The organism is Ruegeria sp. CF5, from assembly GCF_056537325.1.
In genome coordinates this window covers 222,940-241,102 of sequence record NZ_JBQFRI010000004.1, presented here as the reverse complement: position 1 = coordinate 241,102, position 18,163 = coordinate 222,940, and the positions used below count along the sequence as shown (strand labels likewise).

The following is an 18,163-nucleotide window of genomic DNA, read 5'->3' as shown; positions in this document are numbered from 1 at the left end:
TTACAATTTTTACGGCTCGATGATCGAGTTAGATGACTTCACCTGCGCTAGTATAGGTCTGCTGAACTGGATGAATTTGCGCTTCTAGACCAATACAATCAATCATAGAGGCGTCATCCAAGACTGAAGGCGGTTTAAGTATCGACGCAGTTAGGTTGCATTTTTGAAAGGTGCCGTTTGCATTGTCGACCTTTGCAAACGTACTTACTTGTAGGTTGCATCGACTGAAACGAGTGTTTGTGAGGTTTGACTGATCGAAGTGGGTTTGCTCGAAGTTGGAGTTTATGAAATGGCTGTTGATGAATTCACACATGTCGAATGTGCAAAGCTCGAAATCGGCATTCCTAAACACCATACCATCGAAACTTGCCCCCCTAAAATGTGTATTTCGAATCCTAACTCCGCGCTTGGTTTTGTGGGAGATTATGGCGAGAGTCTCTAGCGCATACTGAGCATCTGAACCGCTTCCGAGAAATGAATCGTCGGGACCCTCTTCTTCGGCTCTTTCCATCTCGCCACATCTGTCTTGAATAAAATTCTGCAAGGCTTCCATACAGGCCACGCCGTGACGGGAAGGCTTGCTTAGCGCTAGGTCCTTTAGAAAAATCACGCCCGCTTGACGCACCGAAAGTCGGTCATCACCCAACATCGCAGCACCCTTCTGGAAGCGGTCCATGTTGTGTGCCCGTGTGGCGATAGAAGCCTGCACCTGAGCAATTATTGTTCTCCAAATAAGGAATGGTATGCCAAAAGCAGCGCTGCAGATCAGCGCGATGTTGCGCCAATCTTCGATAGTGTACGACGCCCACGATGCAGGTAAGTTGAATTGCATGTTTACCTCAAACTGAATTCGATGCGCACCATGTTCGAGATTGAATTTACGTGCAAGAGGCTCCGAGAGATGGCTTCAAACTCCGCTTCGAAACATTGGCCATGCAATGGCGGATAGGTTTTTTTAAGACTCGCTTGAGGTGAAAAATCTGGACCGCAGCCGGTGGTTTTGACCCGTAGAACCGTGACCCGTTTTTTCCCTGATTTTTGACAAAATGGTAAAAATCGAGTACAAATTTACTACAAAGGCAGAAATGCCGGAAGAAAATAATCCTTATATGTGAGTTGTTTAACAAGTGCTGACTGTATGTCAAACCGACTTGGTTCGCGCACTTGGTCGGTCTCAGAAAACCGTGACCACCAGAGTGCGCGGCCTCGAATATTCCCACGGACAAAATGGTGCGCGTCGTTATCGGCTGGCGGACGTTTTGCCGACAATCAAACCAAAGGAACGGCAACACGTTCCAGCCCTCCTTGAGTTGGCTCATGACGACGGTGAACAGCTTTGGACAGGCGATAATGCCGTACCCCGTGCTCGTCGTCTCGAAGGCTGGTTGAGGGGTGAACAAGTTGAACGTCCGTTTGGGGCGCGTGTGGCATTCACCAATGCGCTGTCGTCGTCTGTACAGTCTTCAGTGCTCTTTGAGCACCTTGAGGGCTTGCGCCTGAAATTGATCCTGACGGACCCGGTGTTGAGATGGACCGTGCTGGGCGATGCCGAAGCGTTGCCAGCGTTCGAACAATGGGCTGTTCCATACGCAATCACCAATGCCCGCTACGAAAATATGAACTTTGAAGAGAAGGATGCCGCATAATGGACGACGGCGCGCAGTTCCGGGCCATCGTGGCCGCAGACGACAAATTGAAAGCCAGATGGGACGTTGTGTCAGACAAGATCATGGGAGACGCCGCCAAACTGCTGGGCGTTGAACTGTCCCGCGAAGACGTCGTTGCGATGCCTTCGGCGAGGTTGGCAGTTCTCACGGATGAGGGGCTTTCCGCCAGCTATTTGGATGAGATCAAGCAACTCGAAGTCGCGAAAGAACAGGTGCGAAAGAACGAACTTCGTGAAGCATTGGAGGCCGGAGAAGTCGATGCTCTGGACGAGTTGAGTCGCCTCTCTCCGTCCGAGCGTATGAGCAAGGCCCGTGAGTTGGGGATGACAGGCGCAGCACCCGCGCCCGAACCGTCCAGTATCGCGGATGAAGCGACGTTGCTGCGTAGGTTGCTCACGTTGTCACCCAGCGAGCGCATTGCAAAAGGGCGCGAATGGGGGCTGATCAAATGACCGATCTCAACAAGCTCTGCGTTGAAATCAGTCAGTTCGGAGGAAACCCATGGGTAAACTTCGCTGCTGTCGATCACGGGTGGGAAGCGATCATGCTGCGCGGCGTCACCATTTCAGACCGCGAATTCGCCGAAATTTTGAACCGGTTCCCTGACGCACCAATCGACCAAGATGTTCTCCATGAACTGACCATGCGGGGTATCTGGCAAGATGATCACGACCCGACGCCGGAACAACCGCCTGCCGCTGATACGCCGCAACCGGAAAATGTGACTGAAACACCTATACGCTCGATGTCGGACGAAGATCGACGCAAGCGAAACAAGGCTTTGGATGCCGTCGCCCGTTCTGAAGCACGCTGGGATCGGAGGCGCAGACGATGATTCCTGCTGAACACTCCCTTTTCGGCGGAGGTCCATTGCCTCCAAAACTCACCGCTGAACAAGAAGAGCGAAAGCGCGTCCGGGATGCAAAATGGGAAGCTGCCCAAATTCTGCGGGCACAGATGGATGAACAGTCCAAGATCGATGAACAGGAACGTATCCGTGCACAAGTTGAGGAAATCCTTGCCGCCCGACAGCGGGCTGCGTAGGGCGCGGGCGCGTTACTTTAGGCGTCTGGCCCTCTGGAACGCTGCGCGGTTGTCCTGTCGCTCATATCAAGAATTCCGTGAAAACATTGGGACTATCGAACGGGCCATTGGCGCTCAGATTGCCATTGAATTCCCCGAAGCGCGGTAGCCGCTCCTACTGCCGCGCAAAGTTGCCCCCGCCTACCATCGGGATTGCGGGCGGGGGCAACCAAAGCCACCCACACAAAACGAGAAACCAAAAATGAACTATGCAGAACGTACAAAGTTTCGGCGTGAATGTAGCCGCCTCATCCGAGCATTCACACATGCGCAGGATCACGACAGAGGCCGCTCTGCCTATAGAGTACCGACAGCTATCGCCAAACGGATCGAGTCTATTGTCGGTGCGGACTTCTCCGAAGTAATGCAAGATGCGGGCTATTATCGTCCTCCCGGAACGCGGCAATGGGCAACGGGCGGGCGGACAGCGCATGGTGGGGAGCCTGTCTCATACCTTCGCCTCCACAATCGGTTCTGGTCATTGCTGAGAGCAATCGTGGCGTCTCATGCTCCGATTGATTCGGCCTCTTGTCGTTAAAATCTGTGATCTTGGCTGCTGGCGCGAGATTCCGTAGTCGTTTTTCGGACACACCGCGACATCATTTCGAAGTTTTTTCGACCGAGGCAGAATGTGCCAAAGTGTGCGAAAAGCCATGTTCCCTGTTTGGTCCATTGGTGGAAAAGTTAAGACAATACCGCCTCAATTCTTTACGATTTGTCATCCATTGTGACAATCGCCTGTGATTTAAGGGTGCGGTTTTTGGAAATGTCACTTTAAATGACATTTCAGGAATTCTCGTTTCCATTTCCAAAACTATTATATGTGCGAAATTCCAAAATCGCCCTTTTGGTCTGATGAAAGTTAGGTCCGGTTCGGGCCTTTCTGGCGTAAATTACTATTGATTACAAAGTAATATTCATCTTACGCCATAGAGGCTCACCACGGTGGCGGGCGGGAAACATAAGGAGATTTGTTTATGACAGAAAAACAGGCAGCGCGGATTTGCGTGATCGGGAACACGCTTAAAGAAGTGTCTGAAAAGGACATGAATATTCCGGAAAATGAATCGGAAATAAGGGCGCTTATTTCGGAATTGAATTCGATCTTTTCGGGATGCGAATAATGGAAATTGAAATGACCCACGAGGAGGAGATACGCGAGGTGCGCGACTGGAACGAAGCACTTGCGATTGGCGAAACGAGTAGTCTCCGCATTGAAATGATTGGCAAGCTGATCGACCGAATGAAAGACGAACTTGAACGGGCTGGGCTTCACATGGGTGCGCCTGCAATCGTCGTATTGGCGGAGGAAATCAAGCGGGTCGCCTCACTCCCTTTCTCAGAAGGGGACCAAGCATGATGGACACTGGCAATGACGCAGTTGTTGAAGCAGCCCGCACCGCACTCGTCGCGATGAATTGGGATGGACATGATCCCAAGCCCATCGGGGGTTTGATTTTGGTCTTGTCCGATGAACTGAACCACGCGGGTTACTCATACCGGGACATAGCAATCATGTTGGAGAAAACCGCCGCATTCTTGAAGGATTTCGAGGCAGGGCATGTGTGATGGCACGGGCCGCGTTAGCGGCCCAGCCCACCAACAAAGGCAACTGAATAGGAGATATCGAGCAAATGAAAGACTACACGTCTGTGACAAGTGAAACGGAGGAGGATGTACTTGACGCCGGTGATCGCAACGTTGCCGCGCAGTCCGTAGAGAAGTTCAACGATGCCGACATGATCGGCACTTCTTGCCCGGAATTCGATGAAATTCTGAACCAGCCTGCCACGCTTATGCTTGGGGAATTGTGGGGTGCAAAGGACCGCCGCAATACACAAGACGGTGACTGGAAGGCCACCGAAATGCCATGGCTTCACTGGATTATTGGTCAAGAAAAAACAGCCAACAACGCGGCTTGGGGGTTCTCTCGCCACCCTGTAGGTAAGTACCAGGAAGGCAATAGTATCGTCCTTGGCTCGGGGATCGACGGCGCGCGCAAGGCGCAGGCGATGCAGACGATGTACGCTCTGGGTCTCGATATTGACTCCGGCGCACGTCTGGATGACGTGATCAAGGTCATCGAGAAATCGGGCTTGTTCGCTCTTGTGTACACCTCATTCAACCACAAAAAGACCGGCCTCAAGCTGAAGCGGGATGTGGTACTGCGCAAGCTTCAGATCGATGCTGACCCGGACATTCACCAAATCCGTCAATATCTGCGTGAGCACGACAAGAACCGCTATGAAGAATCCTTCATCGCCGAAGTCGAGATCGTCGAGCAGAAGAGGCAGGAAAAGGACGGGGTGAAAATTATCCTGTCGTCACCGCCTCTGGAAAAATTCCGCCTGATCTTTCCCTTTGCGGAGCCGGTCGAGATCATCGATTTGGCGCAGTCGCATCAGGAAGCGCTGGAAATCTGGGAAAACAAGGTCACAGGCATGGCGGTGGAAGTTCTCGGTGTGCACTTCGACACGTCGTGTACGGACCCATCGCGACTGTTCTATACCCCGCGTCACGCTAAGGGATCAGAGAACTTTTACTCTGCCATCATTCAGGGCCAGCCTCTGAATTTCGATGACATTCCGGAGTACAAGAAGAGCCTGTACGCCGCGAAGCGGGAAAAGCTCAACGCCTTTGAAATAGCTGGTGGCGGCGGCGATTCTCAAGCCGCAAGGGACATTCCTCTTACGCCAGAGGGGAACAATCTCAAGCAGCGGTGGCACGACATCAAGGACCGTTTGCTTCTGGCGAACCTGCTTGAAGATCATTGTCCGGATAAGGTCCGGGGGAATCCTGCTGATGGGCGGGTTGAGATTGAATGCCCTTTCGAACATGAGCATTCATCCGAAGGTGGTACAGCCTGCATGGCCACAAATTGCACTGACCATCCCTCGGGGGAAGATACATTCTTCTGGAAATGCCAACACGATGCCTGTCAGGGCCGCAGCAAGTTGGAATTTCTTTCGCAAGCACTGCATGACGGGTGGTTTGAGGAAGAACTGATCTTCGATGAGGATAGCGCCTATCTGTTGCCGCCCGAAGACGACGCCGCTTACGCGGGCCAGGACTATAAAAGCAGCGAATTTGAAACCGCCTCAGATTGGCTTCCGCGTAGCTATAGAATTCGAAATGAAACCATCTACCTGAAGGGCGAAGAGGGCGATACTCCGTTGTGCCAACGATTTGACGTAGTCGGGCGCGCATCGACCATTTCAGGTGACGCTGGTGCAGGTCGTATCATCCATTTCCAGAATGAAAACGGCGTCGAAGTAGAAACAACCTTGCACATGGCAGACTTGATCCGTGATGGGGGTGGGGGCGTTCTGGAGGCTTTGGCTGATGCCGGAATGTCTTTGTACGCAGGTAGTAAATCGAACCGCGACGCCATTTTGAATCTGTTTCGCCAGATCACACCTCAGCGCCATATCCCCACCGTAACTCGTCCGGGTTGGGTCCGTGACCGTGGCGGTGCGCTGGTCGGTTTTCTGTGTCCTACTGGCGAGTACATCCCCGCGTCAGCGGGCATGCCTTACCGTTTGAGTAGCGCCGCGACCGTGAAGGACCGCCAAGCGTTGGGCACGTTGGACGGTTGGAAGGACGGCATTAACGCGGCTTTCGATGACATTGGCGATAGGCCTCCAAACTTCTTTTGGGTTGTGGGCCTTGCCGGTGCCTTTGCGGGGCCGCTTCTCGCTCTTGCCGATATGGATGGGTGCGGCTTTAATCTTTCCGGTGACTCGAGCCGGGGCAAGTCACTGGCACTCATGATGGGAACATCTGCATGGACTACGCCTCGTGACAAGAAAGGTGTATTCTTCAGCTTGTCTGGAACCTCCAACGCAGTGGAATTGCTTGCCGCCATCGGATCGGAGTCATTCCTCGCACTTGATGAAATCAGTCGTATGGAGCGCCCGGAAGACCTTGCCCCGTTGCTGTTCGGCCTTTCGTCTGGTTCAGGGAAGTCGCGGATGGGCGGACGCAATGTGAGTGCGGGTCTTGCCGAAGAGGCTGAATTCAAGGTGTTCGCGATGTTGTCGAATGAGCGGAGCCTGCGTACTGTCATCAAGGGTGCAAAGGCAGACTACAAGACTGGTATTTCAGCACGGTTTCCCGATTTGGATGTGACGGCGGGTGCGCGCGTCAGCGCGGAGACCATTCGACGGATAGAGGCTGTGACAGCGAATTTTGGTCACGCAGGACCTGAGTTTGTCCGTTGGTTGATCGAGAACGATTGGCACAAGCGGGGGCACGTCCTGCGTGCGATGATCGACAAAGCAGCAAAGACGCTTGCGGGCGAACACGCAAATCCTGCGCAGTCCCGTGCGGCCAAGGTATTCGCGCTGGTGCGTGTAGCCGGAAAGCTGGCGCACAGGGCCGGTCTGTTGCCGGATGCAGATAAGGTTACGGCTGCTGTTCAGACGGCTTGGGACACGTTCAAGACGTCAGACGAGGGCAAGGCAACGGAGGGGGAGTCGTCACTTCTGGATGGCTTCAAATCGTGGTTGGCCCGAAATATGGGCAGCAAGATCATCCCCGCGTCGGAATGGGCAGACGGAAATCATGCCGGGGTTGTCGGGTGGTACACCGACGACGTGATTATTTTGGACTGGCATGCCATTGAGAACGTGGCTGTGCTGGGATTGAGCGGCACCCGAACGGGATTGGTAACGGCACTGAAGGAAAGCGGTGCGTTGATCCTGAGCGGTAAAAACAACAATCATACGAAGCTGCCTGTTGAGGTGGGTGGCGGCGAAGCCAAGAACATTCGTGTTGATCGGGTGGCTCTTGGTTTTCCTGCTCAGGCAAAGAGCGCGTTTGAACGTGGGGGTGCTGGGCGTTAACCCATTCGGGCGGACGGGGCGGATTTTGTTTTTAGCAAATCCGCCCAACGAAAGCCCTTATTTTTATGGAAGGGCGGACAGGACGGACGGGACGGATAGATATTTGAATGGATTCTATTTTATCCATCTAACTACCACCTACCGTTGGATTGCTGCGAAAAGTTTTTGTGACGCTTTTCATGTCCGCCCGGTCCGTCCTGTCCGCCCACCCCTTATTTTTATGGCGAATCCTTGGGTGGACGGGAATGAGAACGTATCCGCCCCATCCGCCCGACGCTTACTCCCGGCCTAATCCCCAATTCCGATCAGGATCGTTCCGGCGATTTTTAGGCATTTCGACTGGAATAGTACCCTGACGATTGCCATCAGCGTCGTACCAATAGCAATAGACCTCCCCGGGATATCGGCTCTTTCCAGTATTCGACAATTGGTCTGGGGTCTTGGCCTTGTGACATCTCAGACCCCCAATCTCCAACTCTCCGTAGCGTCCCCAGCCTAACCGTTCTTTGAAAACACGGTCGATCAAGGTTGTCGTTATCTCAGATGGGTCCGCACAACTCGGGTCATCTGCGATTTCCTTGACTCGTTTTTCGAACGCAGCCTTTCGCTCGTCCGCCAGACGAACCTGTTCTCTGTATTCATTTTCCTTTTCCGCATAGCCGCGTAGGTCAGTCACGTCCTGAGAGGCGTGTTTTGTTTTCTGGGGTATCAATCCTCGTTCAAACAACTCCAACAGAATACGACCTCCAATCGGCGATATTCTGAGGCCATAGCCATCGTATAACGCTAGCCTTCGGTCATCCGCGTTGAGGTTTTCGTAACCGTGCTGCCCCTTGATGATGGCCTCTTTCAAGATACGCATCGCGGTGTTCAGCTTCACATCGGGGATCAGGTAAACAATGTCCCTTGCTCGTTCCATTATCCGGCTTTCATTAGAGTGTTTTTGCGTTTGTAGGGGCAGAGAAACCTGAGTGTCAAAGCGATAGCTTGCAGCTTCCGCTTGTTAGAACGGATTGTGGTGATAAGCTCGCCAAATAGTTGAAGAAATCTAGAGATTGATTGATGGTACAGACCGAAGGCTGGGAATTCGAGAACAAGTCTGAACAGCTCTACATACATTTCGATGTAAACGATCATTTCCTCAAACTGGAGACGTTTATCAGAACCGCTGAGAGCGCTCAGCGGATTATGGAGGCTTTGGATGAGACTTTCTTTCTGGGAAAGCTTGAGTACGAGCTTATCGTACTACCTCCGGAACCCGGCTCGTTTCTTTCAAGACTTGCAGTGTGGATCGGTGGGGGAATCACCGGCCTTTTTGCTTTCGCCAATACCGATATCGGGAGCACATATATTAAGGCACTTACTGGCCAATCCCCTGTTTACTGGGCGGATCAGGTCGGCAAGCATAATCGACAGATGCTTCAAGACCTTGATGAATGGGTCGGTGAGTTAACCGACGATGAACTTGAACAGCTAGAAGCCGAAATTGGTGATGACGAACCCACACCGGCTTCGCTTCCATCCGCAGAGGCTGATGAAGCTTGTCGTGTCGGAGCAAAGATTGTCGTCGAGATGACACGGGGAATGCTATCCAAAGATACGGCTGATTTAGAGCGCCTAGGAATGGACACTGGGAGTCTACCTGATGCCGTTGATGCCCGCAGTGACTTTTATTTGGCATGCCTTGACGATGCTGATGTTAAGAGGATTGGGTTCTCAGATGACGATGATTTTCCAATTCCCCGAAACTCGTTCCCACAAAGAGCTGTTAAACCGCCACGACCAGAGAAAGAAGACGACCCAATACCTTGGATTGTGGCTGTCGAGAGCATCTATGTTACGTCACCGAACTGGGACAAGGATGACCAAAAGTCTCGCCAATGGAAGGGCAAGGACGCCATCCGACGCGACTGTTATTTTGTAATTGAGGATGCAGAATTCTGGTTTCATGTCCGACAGAAAGACCTGAGTGTCGATGTGCTGGATAATCTTAAAGTGCAATGGGCATATCAGGAAGTCGGTGGGCGGATAAGAAATCGGCGTGTACTGCGCGTTCTTGAGTTTAACGGCGATAAATTGGCTGATCCTCTTACTGCATCTGCAATTCGGGCGATTCTGGGAGATTACTCCAGTGTTGAAGCAAGGCGGGGACAGCCATCGCTATTCGACGATGGCGATGCGTAAAGCCCGTTTCAGTCGCCACCGACGTCGCAATGTGCAACTTTCAAGAATATACATCTAATGTATATACAAATCTAACCGGATCGGCTGTACAGCAGCGCCGCTGACGCGGACACACCGCACCAACAACGAGAATCCACGAATTTAGAAAAAGAGTAGCAATTACAGTATTTTACGAGATGTCTGGCTGAGCAATAATATTGCGCGGAATCCGGTGAATTCGAGGAAGAATCGCGTTCAAGATATTATCTATTAAATACAGTAACTTACGCAACATATCTCAAATTAAGAATTTAACATAATGCGCGTTATCGTGCGCTCGTGCTCACGCCTCAGAAGGCTAGTATAACATGGCTGGTAGGGGATAACACTGACCCGCTGACGCGGGCCATGCCGACACACAAAACCAATGCCAAATCTTGTCGAAACCTACCTGTTCCCACAACATCTAGAGCGCTTAATGGTTAACACATTGTCTTGCCTGATGATGTGACTTGGTACTCGCCGCTTTAGCGGCTCACTGCAAAGTGTACGCTCTAAATGTAGCGCCGGGGACCCGCCGGGGTACTAGGGGTGGGGTGCATTTTTCGACGTGGTAGCTGTCTGTAACCGGTTGTGCAACTGTTAATGCAACTCCTTCAGCGACGCACTGGTATGATTCACAAGGGAGGGACCCTGTGGGAATAGGAGGCCCCAACTAAAATCGACACAACCCGTCTTTTGAAATTCCTAAACTCTATAAAAATGGGGGTGCCTACCCATTATAAAGCCCTTCGCCATTTTGATTGTCTTCTTAACTAGAAAGTTGATTTAGCAGTGCGACGGTGCCTTGGCTTAGCCCGCTAGGTACAAATTATTCTCAATTTCGTCGTGACTTCTCCCAACCCCACTGAAACACTCTGTGAACCGTTACGAAGTAAAGCGATGGAAAGGTATGAATCCGGTTTTGAAGACTCAGCTGTGCGCAGGCAAAGTGAAAACTCGCTGAAGCCGCGCGAAGATTAGCCCCTAACGTGGGCGCAATCACGTGGGGCGCCAATAGGTCGTACTAAGTCGATCAGCACTATTGCCAGAATAGTTCAACGCGAATTGCCATCGCGCTCGACCTTAGGTTTGGGTTGAGCGGCCTAACCTTGAGGGCCAGCGAGTATTGCGAGGGTCCCCATCGATCTTCGACAAACTCACTAAAGTCGATGGGCAAATGGTTCTCGCCTGCAGTGACATTTGGAAGCTCGATCTTCGAGACAATGTTGCGCTGTTCCTCTGCAATTTCTCTTATTTCAACAACAATGTCTGATTGATTTGCTATCCAGAAGCTCAAAGTGCCAGTTCCTGAGACTTCTGGCTCTAGTGGGTTCTCCTGAAAGTCCAGAAGTTCGAAGTATTTGTTTACGAGTTCGTCAGGTATTCGCTCTCTCGAGAACACAAACTTTGTGGCTAAGGGAACATTTTCAGATTTCTTCACACTTGGAAAGATCGACAGACGTTGAGATTTTTTGTTGTAGCGCTCGTCATGCGGAATATTCCAAATTGCATGTTCGCTGTTCGATACAAGGTCCCAGTCAATGAAACTGACGCCATCGGAATCTGAAACCACCAAATTCAAAAATGTTTCGGCGGTATCCGACTTGCAGTAAACGTATCCACCTCCAGACAGAGTAAGATTGCCCAATACAAGCTCTTTTTTCTCCTCTCTATAGTAGCTACTAGGGAGCTCAGCTCCTTTGTCGATCCATCGCCTTAAAGCCTCGATTTCCAATTCCGATACCGTAGAAAAGTGTTCTTCTCCTTTCAGGAACTCAAATATTCTACTGTTGCTGCTGCTACCCGGTTTCACAAACTTTCCATTCAGACCTCCGATCATCAACTCGGTGTAATCTGTCAGCAAGACTCCTTGCACCCTCTTAGCTGAAAGCGCGTTGTTGTGCCCGTGACAACCGCTGCAGTAGTTCGCGAAGATCGGCTGGATGTCCTGGATATATGAGAAGTTCTTTCGTGCCCAAAACTCGTTCTCAAGCAACGTGGGTGGTGGGGATGTTGCTTTTCGCAGATACGCGATCAGATCTGCCCGGTCCTCTGGATCTTCAATTCCAGCAAAAGTCATATTGGTGCGTGGAACTAGACTTTTTGGGTCTCGTGTCCAATAATCCATTGCATAAGGGTCCCACAGAGGTTTAATTCTCTCCATCGAAGACGAATAGCGATACCCCTTCGTAGTTCCGCCTACTTGTCCGAACAAATCGTATAGGCTGGCACCCACCCTGTGGTGACCCGGTTCAAGAGTATGGCAAATAACGCATATTCTGTGAAATATCTTCCTACCCTTTTCCGGGTCACCAATCGGAAGGTCGGTTTGACCAAAAGCGCTAGACGCCAACAAAATGAAGGCTGCAGTTGTGAAGAGGTGAACCATTGTTAGTCTCTTTCTTTCTTGACAAATGCTTGGGCGGCAATTCGTTTTACCGTTCCTTTCAAAATTTCGACAAAAATCATGGATGCAAATAAGACGAACAAACCGAGTGCTCCTTGTTCGTACCACGGGCGAGCGAGCAACGACTCAAACCGACCTCGCATGAGTTCATGCCCATCTACTTTAACGGAAGTTGTATGGAACACGGCGCTTATATTTAGAGCGTTTCCCTGCAAACTAACATTAGCTAATTCAAGATCGCGGTAAGCGACATTAACATATGAATTCTCAGTTTTTGGTTTGTGCATTCCGTCAACGCCAACTTCGACGTAACTCAAGGTCTGGCAACCTGCGGCTTTGAATTGTCCATCGGTGCTCCTTGGCCCATCACCTCGAACCAGTTTCATTTCTGTTGTGGAGTTTGGAAATGATGCTCTAAAAATCTGTCCGGTTGCGTCGTTTGTCAGCATTGATTGCAGAAAGACGGCCAACGGTTCCCCACGACCGTCAAAACCAATAACTTCAGAGCGCACCACTTCTTTTCCGCCTAATTCGCGAATCTTCAGTCGACCCATCTCCGATAGTTCAAACGCCATGATGTCTAAGCGGACATGAATTTCGCTATCCTCGGTTGAGACTGATAAACCTTCAGCATCTACTGACATATCTGTTACATTGACTGTCTGAGCAGTAACTGGACCAAAATCTGCATTAGCTCGAAGTGTAAAGAACGGCATCTGGGTTGCATTGTTTGATACAATGGCGTCTAAAGTAAGAAGAGAAACGCGAGTTGTAGTTTTTCCACCAGAGATAAAGGCAACTTCGAAATCCGAGTTGTGTTGAACTTGAAGCTCGAACCCCCTCGTGTGTATAGAACTAGCTTCTGATAGGTCGAGCTGAACAGAGAATGGAAAACGAATTTTACTGCACGCGGCTTGAAATGCTAACTGTTTCTGCTTTGGAGAATCAAAGTGAGAAATCAGTGAGACAATCAAAAACAAGCACAAAATTAAGATTGCAATTACAACATTATCTTTTGAGATAACCCTTCGAATAAATTTCATCTTCCCTAAAGCCTTAAATCTATGATTTCATTACCTCGTCTTGCGAAAATTATTCGTGCATTCAGCGCTAGTGAAGCGCCACAATTCTATTGGTTACAGATAGTTGCACAACTTCGGCGTTACGCCAAATTTAATGTTGTTTGGCTCTGTAACTGTCCCATCAGCACCCGTACTCGCTGCGAGCTATTGCTCTCGCCTGATACTAACCACAAAGGGCAAAAAGCCGAGTTTCCTAAAGGTCTCGATGTAGTCTGTTCTCAAAAGTTGCTCAGCGTCCTTTTGGCCTTTGACTTATCTGCCTAAGCTTGGATATCGCGAAGCCTTCTCTGACCAAATCCGCCATCGGTGGAGCTTGGTATGAAAAGACACACACGTCCAAAATTGTTGTAATGACATGAACGTAAACAGAGCCGCTGACGCGGCCCTGATCAATTTACTTGATCGACAAAGCATCACCTAACGCGGCTTCAATGTCAGGTCGATGCATACTGTAGTGCTTCTTCAACACATCTTCCGTAGTGTTAACTGCCTCAGCAATGATGTTGAACGGTACGCCTGCGCGGACCATGTGAGTGATCGCTGTACGCTTCATCGTGTGGTGGGAAACAGGCTTTTTGACGCCAGCTTCCTTGGCGACTTCCGCCAATCCTTTCTTCAAACTCTTCACGGGTTTGCCATTGTAGGAAATCACGTACGGTTGTTCCCGATCACCGCCAAAGAGCAAGTAATTCATCAAGCGCCAGTTTTGGCCTATCGGTATCGCCGGGCGTCGCTTGTTTCCACTGCCTGCACCAAAGTCGATATAAACCCCGCTGACGTTTTCGCCCGTTTCATAGTTCAAAGGCGAATTCCCAAACTCCCATAAAGCAGCCTTGCGAGGTATTGCTTCATTGCCGTCAGCATCATGGGCAACACTACCGCGAATTTCGCTGGCCTTTCTCAAGACCGGCTCAGGAACATAAACCTGATCCCATGTCAAAGAGAGAATTGCTTCTTTCCTTGCGCCAGTAGCGTGTGCGATCAGTAGAAACGCTTCCAAGTGAGACCGGTCGCGTTCCCGATCAACTTCCTTTCCATTGACGAAAATGGGCTTGGGCTCGCATGCGGCAATCATCCGTTCCAGTTCTTCCGCAGTCAGCCATGCCTTGGTTTCACGGACCGGCTCACCTTCCTTGATGGAGAAGTCCGGTGGATAGCTGGTGTATCGGTTCTTGCGTGCGCGCGTCAGCGCGGCACGAAGCACACGCAGGTCCTTGCATGCAGTGTTGCGGCTAGTTTTGCCGAACTGACCTTCGGACTTTTGGTGTGCGGTCCAGCGTGGTTTCCCCATGCGCCATTCAATGTACTCATCCACTGTGTCCTGTACGATCTCATCCCAGAACAGATGTCCGAGATGTTCTTTCAGTGGTGCCACGTTTGCGGCCATTGGGCCTGACGTGGACTCTGCTTTTTCCCGGCAGATGTAGTCGTAATACTGATCAACCACCCACGTGATTGTCGGTCGGGTAGGTATTTCCGGTTTTACTAGCTCTTGGATGAATACGGCGTGCGCCGCCTCTGCCTCGACTTGGAACTTAGAGCCGTGGGATTTCCGGCGCGTCTTGCCGTCTTCCAGCCATACAGATTCCCAGTATCCATCTTTGCGACGGCGTAGACGTGGCGCATCAGGATCGATCGCGTCAGTGGTTGCGACCGGGTCAAACTCGGATAGCTTTTTCTCCGCCTCAACTTGATCTTTAGTGCCTGTGGCTTTGCGCTTTTTCTTCCCCGTGGTGGGATCGTCATAGACGATTTCCCAGTAAGAATCAGACCGTTGACGCACGTATGGGACAGGGTTCTTCATAAGAACATCCTCGCGATTTTGTGCAGCTCGTGCAAGATTGCACAGGTTGCAAGCTTCAATTTTCGCGTAAGTTCTTGATTTTATTGGTCGGAGTGAGAGGATTCGAACCTCCGACCCCTGCCTCCCGAAGACAGTGCTCTACCAGGCTGAGCTACACTCCGACCGTGGCGGGTGATCTATACCCGGCCGGTTGGATGCGCAAGAGGGATTCTGACATAATTGGGTGCAATGTCGCGGCCCATAAAATCATCTGAATCAGCTTAGGAGCGGGTGGATGCAGTGAAGCTGAAGCAGTGCACGGGTTTCGCTTAGGGTAGGGGATCGGTTCTGAACAGCCGGACCTTCGTGCCGCCATGGTCGACCACAGGGCCGGTGGGCAGGAACGGCAGATTTGTCGCGCGAGCCAACCCCTGATTACTGGTTATTATGCCCACGCGCCAGCCCGAGAAACGGTCGGTCAGCACCTTGCCAAGTGAGCCATAAAGTGAACGCAGACGCTTTTCATCGCCGATACGGGCCCCGTAAGGCGGATTGGCGATCACCAGCCCTGCCGGTCCGGCTGGTGCTTTCAAATCGCTAACAGATCGTTGCTGAAAATGGGTTGCGGTTTCAATCCCCGCCCGAGTCGCGTTTGCGCGGCTTGATTCCACTGCACCTGCGTTTCTGTCAGAACCACAGAACATGTAATCTGTTTCACCTGCAGGATCGCCTATCCGCATCTTTTTCCAGATATCTGGGTCGAATGTCACCAGATTCTCAAACGCAAAACTGCGCGACCGGCCGGGGTTCAGCCCCAGAGCAATCTCGGCTGCTTCGATGACGAACGTGCCAGAGCCGCACATCGGGTCGAGCACAGGTTCGGCCCCGGTAAATCCGCATTCGCGCAGAAACATCGCGGCCATGGTGTCACGCATCGGTGCCTTGGCCACGGCTTCCTTGTGCCCGCGCTTGTGCAACAATTCGCCCGAGGTATCGATCGAAAAGGTGCAGAGATCCTTTTCAATGCGCAACATAACCCTCAGCCCCGCATCCGACGAGACCGGCGTGCCGAGAGTTTCAGAGATTGCTTTCTCAATGCGCTGACGCGCGGCACCCGCATGATAGATGCGCGATTTGCGGCTGGTCGCCTCGATTTTGACAGGGACATCCGGACGCAGAAAATCACCCCATGGAAACTTGCGCGCTCTTTTGTCCAGCTGAGCCAGATGGACAGCCGGAAAACTGCCGATCCGGGCCAGAACCCGGTTTGCCCCGCGCAGTTGCAGGTTAGCACGCCAGACCTCGGGCCAGTTCCCGCGGCAGGAAACGCCGCCCGGGATCAGGCGCGCACCGGCAAAGTTCTTTTCTGTGGCCTCAGCTAAAAGAGGGGCTTCCAGTCCGGGGGTGGCGGCAAGAAAAATTTCAAGATCGTCTGAGCTGTTCATTCCCGCTGCTTACACCGGTTCTCTTATCCGTGCGAGCCGCAATTCTCATGCGACAAAGTTGACGTCGAATGCGCCACTATGGCTTAAACGGAACAGGATGTGCAGTTTTGGGCGGTAACAGGTTTGCCTTTGCGGCACGGGCCGCGTAAAGGGTCCGTGATTGGCGGTGCGCCTGCGGATTCCCGCCGGTTTCTGGCGCATTTCCCAGGGCATGGACCCGCGCGTCCGGGTAAGTGCAATGCTGAGGCAACGCGTCGGGATGATATGGCGCAGGAATGAGGCTTGGAAGAACGTAGCGACATGCAAACTTTCAAACTGAAAAAAGGGTTGGACCTGCCGGTTGAAGGCGCACCCGAACAGAAAATAAATCCGGGGCCCGAATACTCCACCGTTGGGGTGCTGGGAGGCGACTACATCGGCCTCAAGCCCCGTATGCTGGTGCAGGAAGGCGACGACGTTCAACGGGGCACACCGTTGTTCTGCCACAAGGACGCTCCGGACGCGATGATGGTTGCTCCGCTCAGCGGAAAGGTTGTGGCAATCAACCGCGGCGCGCGCCGCGTGCTGCAAAGCGTCGTGATCGAAGTTTCGGATGCCAATGACACTGGTCTGAGTTTCTCTGACGTGGGTGATGTTGATACAGCAGAGGGCGTGACTGCCCGGCTTTGCGCTGCGGGACTGTGGACAGCATTCCGCACACGGCCTTACTCGAAGATGCCCGAGCCTGGCACGGCCCCGACCTCTATCTTCGTGACCGCAATGGACAGTGACCCGCTGGCCGGTGACGCTGCATTGATCATCGACGATGCCGGTGAGGCATTTGCCGCAGGCCTCGCGGCTGTGTCCAAGCTGACCGAGGGCAAGACGTATCTGTGCCAAAAAGAAGGTGACTCGTTTCCGGGCACTGACCTGACTGGCGTTGAAACGGCTGCTTTTTCAGGTCCGCACCCGTCCGGACTGGCCGGTACGCATATTCATTTCCTGGAGCCGCTGGCCGGTGACAAACAGGTCTGGACCATCAGCTATCAGGATGTGATCTCCATTGGTCGCCTGATGCAGACCGGGCATCTGGACCCCAGTGTCGTGATCGCGCTGAGCGGCCCCGGCGCACGTCAACCCCGCCTGATCCGGACCGTCATGGGCGCATCGACCGACGATCTGACACGGGACGAGGTCAACGTTGACGGCTCGGCACGGATCATCTCGGGTTCGATCCTTTCTGGTCGGCACGCAGAAGGCCCGCACGCTTTCCTGAGCCGTTTTGCCCGTCAGATTACCATTATCCGCGAGGACGCAGACCAGATCCCGATGGGTTGGATCCGGCCGATGCCGTCGAAATATGCGGTGCAGCCGGTGCTGGGCTCGGCCTTTGCCAAAAAGCTCTTTGCTTTCACCTCGAACTTGAACGGTGGTCGCCGTGCGATGGTGCCGACCGGCACGTTCGAGGAACTGATGCCGCAGGACTATCTGCCGACGCAGTTGCTGCGTGCGCTATTGGTGATGGACACCGATACCGCTCAGGCGTTGGGTGCGTTGGAGCTGGACGAAGAGGATCTGGGCCTTGTCGGCTTTGCCTGTCCGGCGAAATATGAATACGGGCTGGCGCTGCGCGACTGCCTGACCAAAATTGAAAAGGAGGGCTGATCC

At 52.3% G+C, this 18,163-nt stretch carries 16 protein-coding genes and 1 tRNA gene; 10 read left to right on the top strand and 7 right to left on the bottom strand.

The window, feature by feature from the left end; genetic code table 11:
* Positions 1-28 precede the first annotated feature (28 nt).
* The gene (locus tag ACR0NW_RS12440) at positions 29-832 is read right to left on the bottom strand and encodes a pentapeptide repeat-containing protein (protein ID WP_480450290.1); all 804 of its coding nucleotides are present in this window, start codon (positions 830-832) and stop codon (positions 29-31) included.
* Positions 833-1,196: 364 nt separating this feature from the next.
* Here ACR0NW_RS12440 and ACR0NW_RS12435 point away from each other — a divergent pair, with 364 nt between their 5' ends.
* From ACR0NW_RS12435 to ACR0NW_RS12400, 8 genes are all read left to right on the top strand, one after another.
* Positions 1,197-1,646: a hypothetical protein gene (locus ACR0NW_RS12435; RefSeq protein ID WP_480450292.1), complete on the top strand. Its 450-nt coding sequence runs from the start codon at positions 1,197-1,199 to the stop codon at positions 1,644-1,646.
* Entirely contained in the window at positions 1,646-2,119 is a 474-nt protein-coding gene (locus ACR0NW_RS12430) for a hypothetical protein (RefSeq protein WP_480450294.1), read from the top strand. Before ACR0NW_RS12435 ends, ACR0NW_RS12430 begins: the two co-directional genes overlap by 1 nt.
* The gene (locus ACR0NW_RS12425) at positions 2,116-2,502 is read left to right on the top strand and encodes a hypothetical protein (RefSeq protein ID WP_480450295.1); all 387 of its coding nucleotides are present in this window, start codon (positions 2,116-2,118) and stop codon (positions 2,500-2,502) included. Before ACR0NW_RS12430 ends, ACR0NW_RS12425 begins: the two co-directional genes overlap by 4 nt.
* 35 nt (positions 2,503-2,537) lie before the next feature.
* Positions 2,538-2,711 carry a hypothetical protein gene (locus ACR0NW_RS12420; protein WP_480450297.1) on the top strand — a complete coding sequence of 58 codons (174 nt, stop codon included), beginning with the start codon at positions 2,538-2,540 and terminating at the stop codon, positions 2,709-2,711.
* Between the two features lie 1,016 nt (positions 2,712-3,727).
* On the top strand, positions 3,728-3,874 hold the full coding sequence (locus ACR0NW_RS12415; RefSeq protein WP_480450298.1) for a hypothetical protein: 147 nt from the start codon (positions 3,728-3,730) through the stop codon (positions 3,872-3,874).
* Entirely contained in the window at positions 3,874-4,110 is a 237-nt protein-coding gene (locus tag ACR0NW_RS12410) for a hypothetical protein (protein ID WP_480450299.1), read from the top strand. The genes ACR0NW_RS12415 and ACR0NW_RS12410 overlap by 1 nt, the downstream gene beginning before the upstream one ends.
* Positions 4,107-4,319, top strand: coding sequence for a hypothetical protein (locus ACR0NW_RS12405; protein WP_480450301.1), 213 nt, complete (start codon positions 4,107-4,109; stop codon positions 4,317-4,319). The genes ACR0NW_RS12410 and ACR0NW_RS12405 overlap by 4 nt, the downstream gene beginning before the upstream one ends.
* 65 nt (positions 4,320-4,384) lie before the next feature.
* Positions 4,385-7,594, top strand: a complete 3,210-nt coding sequence (locus tag ACR0NW_RS12400; RefSeq protein WP_480450303.1) for a DUF927 domain-containing protein — start codon at positions 4,385-4,387, stop codon at positions 7,592-7,594.
* A gap of 277 nt (positions 7,595-7,871) precedes the next feature.
* On the opposite strand, the gene ACR0NW_RS12395 is transcribed toward ACR0NW_RS12400, so the two are convergent.
* Entirely contained in the window at positions 7,872-8,513 is a 642-nt protein-coding gene (locus tag ACR0NW_RS12395; protein ID WP_480450304.1) for a hypothetical protein, read from the bottom strand.
* Between the two features lie 143 nt (positions 8,514-8,656).
* On the opposite strand from ACR0NW_RS12395, the gene ACR0NW_RS12390 reads away from it, so the two are divergent.
* On the top strand, positions 8,657-9,778 hold the full coding sequence (locus tag ACR0NW_RS12390; RefSeq protein WP_480450306.1) for a hypothetical protein: 1,122 nt from the start codon (positions 8,657-8,659) through the stop codon (positions 9,776-9,778).
* Positions 9,779-10,838: 1,060 nt separating this feature from the next.
* Here the strand turns inward: ACR0NW_RS12390 and ACR0NW_RS12385 are convergent.
* From ACR0NW_RS12385 to ACR0NW_RS12365, 5 genes are all read right to left on the bottom strand, one after another.
* Entirely contained in the window at positions 10,839-12,188 is a 1,350-nt protein-coding gene (locus ACR0NW_RS12385) for a c-type cytochrome (RefSeq protein WP_480450308.1), read from the bottom strand.
* A 2-nt stretch (positions 12,189-12,190) separates the two neighbouring features.
* Entirely contained in the window at positions 12,191-13,249 is a 1,059-nt protein-coding gene (locus ACR0NW_RS12380; protein ID WP_480450310.1) for a hypothetical protein, read from the bottom strand.
* Between the two features lie 433 nt (positions 13,250-13,682).
* Entirely contained in the window at positions 13,683-15,092 is a 1,410-nt protein-coding gene (locus ACR0NW_RS12375; protein WP_480450312.1) for a tyrosine-type recombinase/integrase, read from the bottom strand.
* Positions 15,093-15,176: 84 nt separating this feature from the next.
* Positions 15,177-15,253 (bottom strand) — tRNA-Pro (locus ACR0NW_RS12370).
* A 147-nt stretch (positions 15,254-15,400) separates the two neighbouring features.
* On the bottom strand, positions 15,401-16,516 hold the full coding sequence (locus ACR0NW_RS12365; protein WP_480450313.1) for a THUMP domain-containing class I SAM-dependent RNA methyltransferase: 1,116 nt from the start codon (positions 16,514-16,516) through the stop codon (positions 15,401-15,403).
* 300 nt (positions 16,517-16,816) lie between these two features.
* Between ACR0NW_RS12365 and ACR0NW_RS12360 the strand changes: the two genes are divergently transcribed.
* Positions 16,817-18,160: a Na(+)-translocating NADH-quinone reductase subunit A gene (locus tag ACR0NW_RS12360; protein ID WP_480450315.1), complete on the top strand. Its 1,344-nt coding sequence runs from the start codon at positions 16,817-16,819 to the stop codon at positions 18,158-18,160.
* The last annotated feature ends 3 nt before the right edge of the window (positions 18,161-18,163 follow it).

Coding starts and splice junctions, on each gene's coding strand:
- ACR0NW_RS12440 (WP_480450290.1), bottom strand. CDS start 832: ATGCAATTCAACTTACCTGCATCGTGGGCGTCGTACACTATCGAAGAT.
- ACR0NW_RS12430 (WP_480450294.1), top strand. CDS start 1,646: ATGGACGACGGCGCGCAGTTCCGGGCCATCGTGGCCGCAGACGACAAA.
- ACR0NW_RS12425 (WP_480450295.1), top strand. CDS start 2,116: ATGACCGATCTCAACAAGCTCTGCGTTGAAATCAGTCAGTTCGGAGGA.
- ACR0NW_RS12415 (WP_480450298.1), top strand. CDS start 3,728: ATGACAGAAAAACAGGCAGCGCGGATTTGCGTGATCGGGAACACGCTT.
- ACR0NW_RS12410 (WP_480450299.1), top strand. CDS start 3,874: ATGGAAATTGAAATGACCCACGAGGAGGAGATACGCGAGGTGCGCGAC.
- ACR0NW_RS12405 (WP_480450301.1), top strand. CDS start 4,107: ATGATGGACACTGGCAATGACGCAGTTGTTGAAGCAGCCCGCACCGCA.
- ACR0NW_RS12400 (WP_480450303.1), top strand. CDS start 4,385: ATGAAAGACTACACGTCTGTGACAAGTGAAACGGAGGAGGATGTACTT.
- ACR0NW_RS12395 (WP_480450304.1), bottom strand. CDS start 8,513: ATGGAACGAGCAAGGGACATTGTTTACCTGATCCCCGATGTGAAGCTG.
- ACR0NW_RS12390 (WP_480450306.1), top strand. CDS start 8,657: ATGGTACAGACCGAAGGCTGGGAATTCGAGAACAAGTCTGAACAGCTC.
- ACR0NW_RS12385 (WP_480450308.1), bottom strand. CDS start 12,188: ATGGTTCACCTCTTCACAACTGCAGCCTTCATTTTGTTGGCGTCTAGC.
- ACR0NW_RS12380 (WP_480450310.1), bottom strand. CDS start 13,249: ATGAAATTTATTCGAAGGGTTATCTCAAAAGATAATGTTGTAATTGCA.
- ACR0NW_RS12375 (WP_480450312.1), bottom strand. CDS start 15,092: ATGAAGAACCCTGTCCCATACGTGCGTCAACGGTCTGATTCTTACTGG.
- ACR0NW_RS12365 (WP_480450313.1), bottom strand. CDS start 16,516: ATGAACAGCTCAGACGATCTTGAAATTTTTCTTGCCGCCACCCCCGGA.
- ACR0NW_RS12360 (WP_480450315.1), top strand. CDS start 16,817: ATGCAAACTTTCAAACTGAAAAAAGGGTTGGACCTGCCGGTTGAAGGC.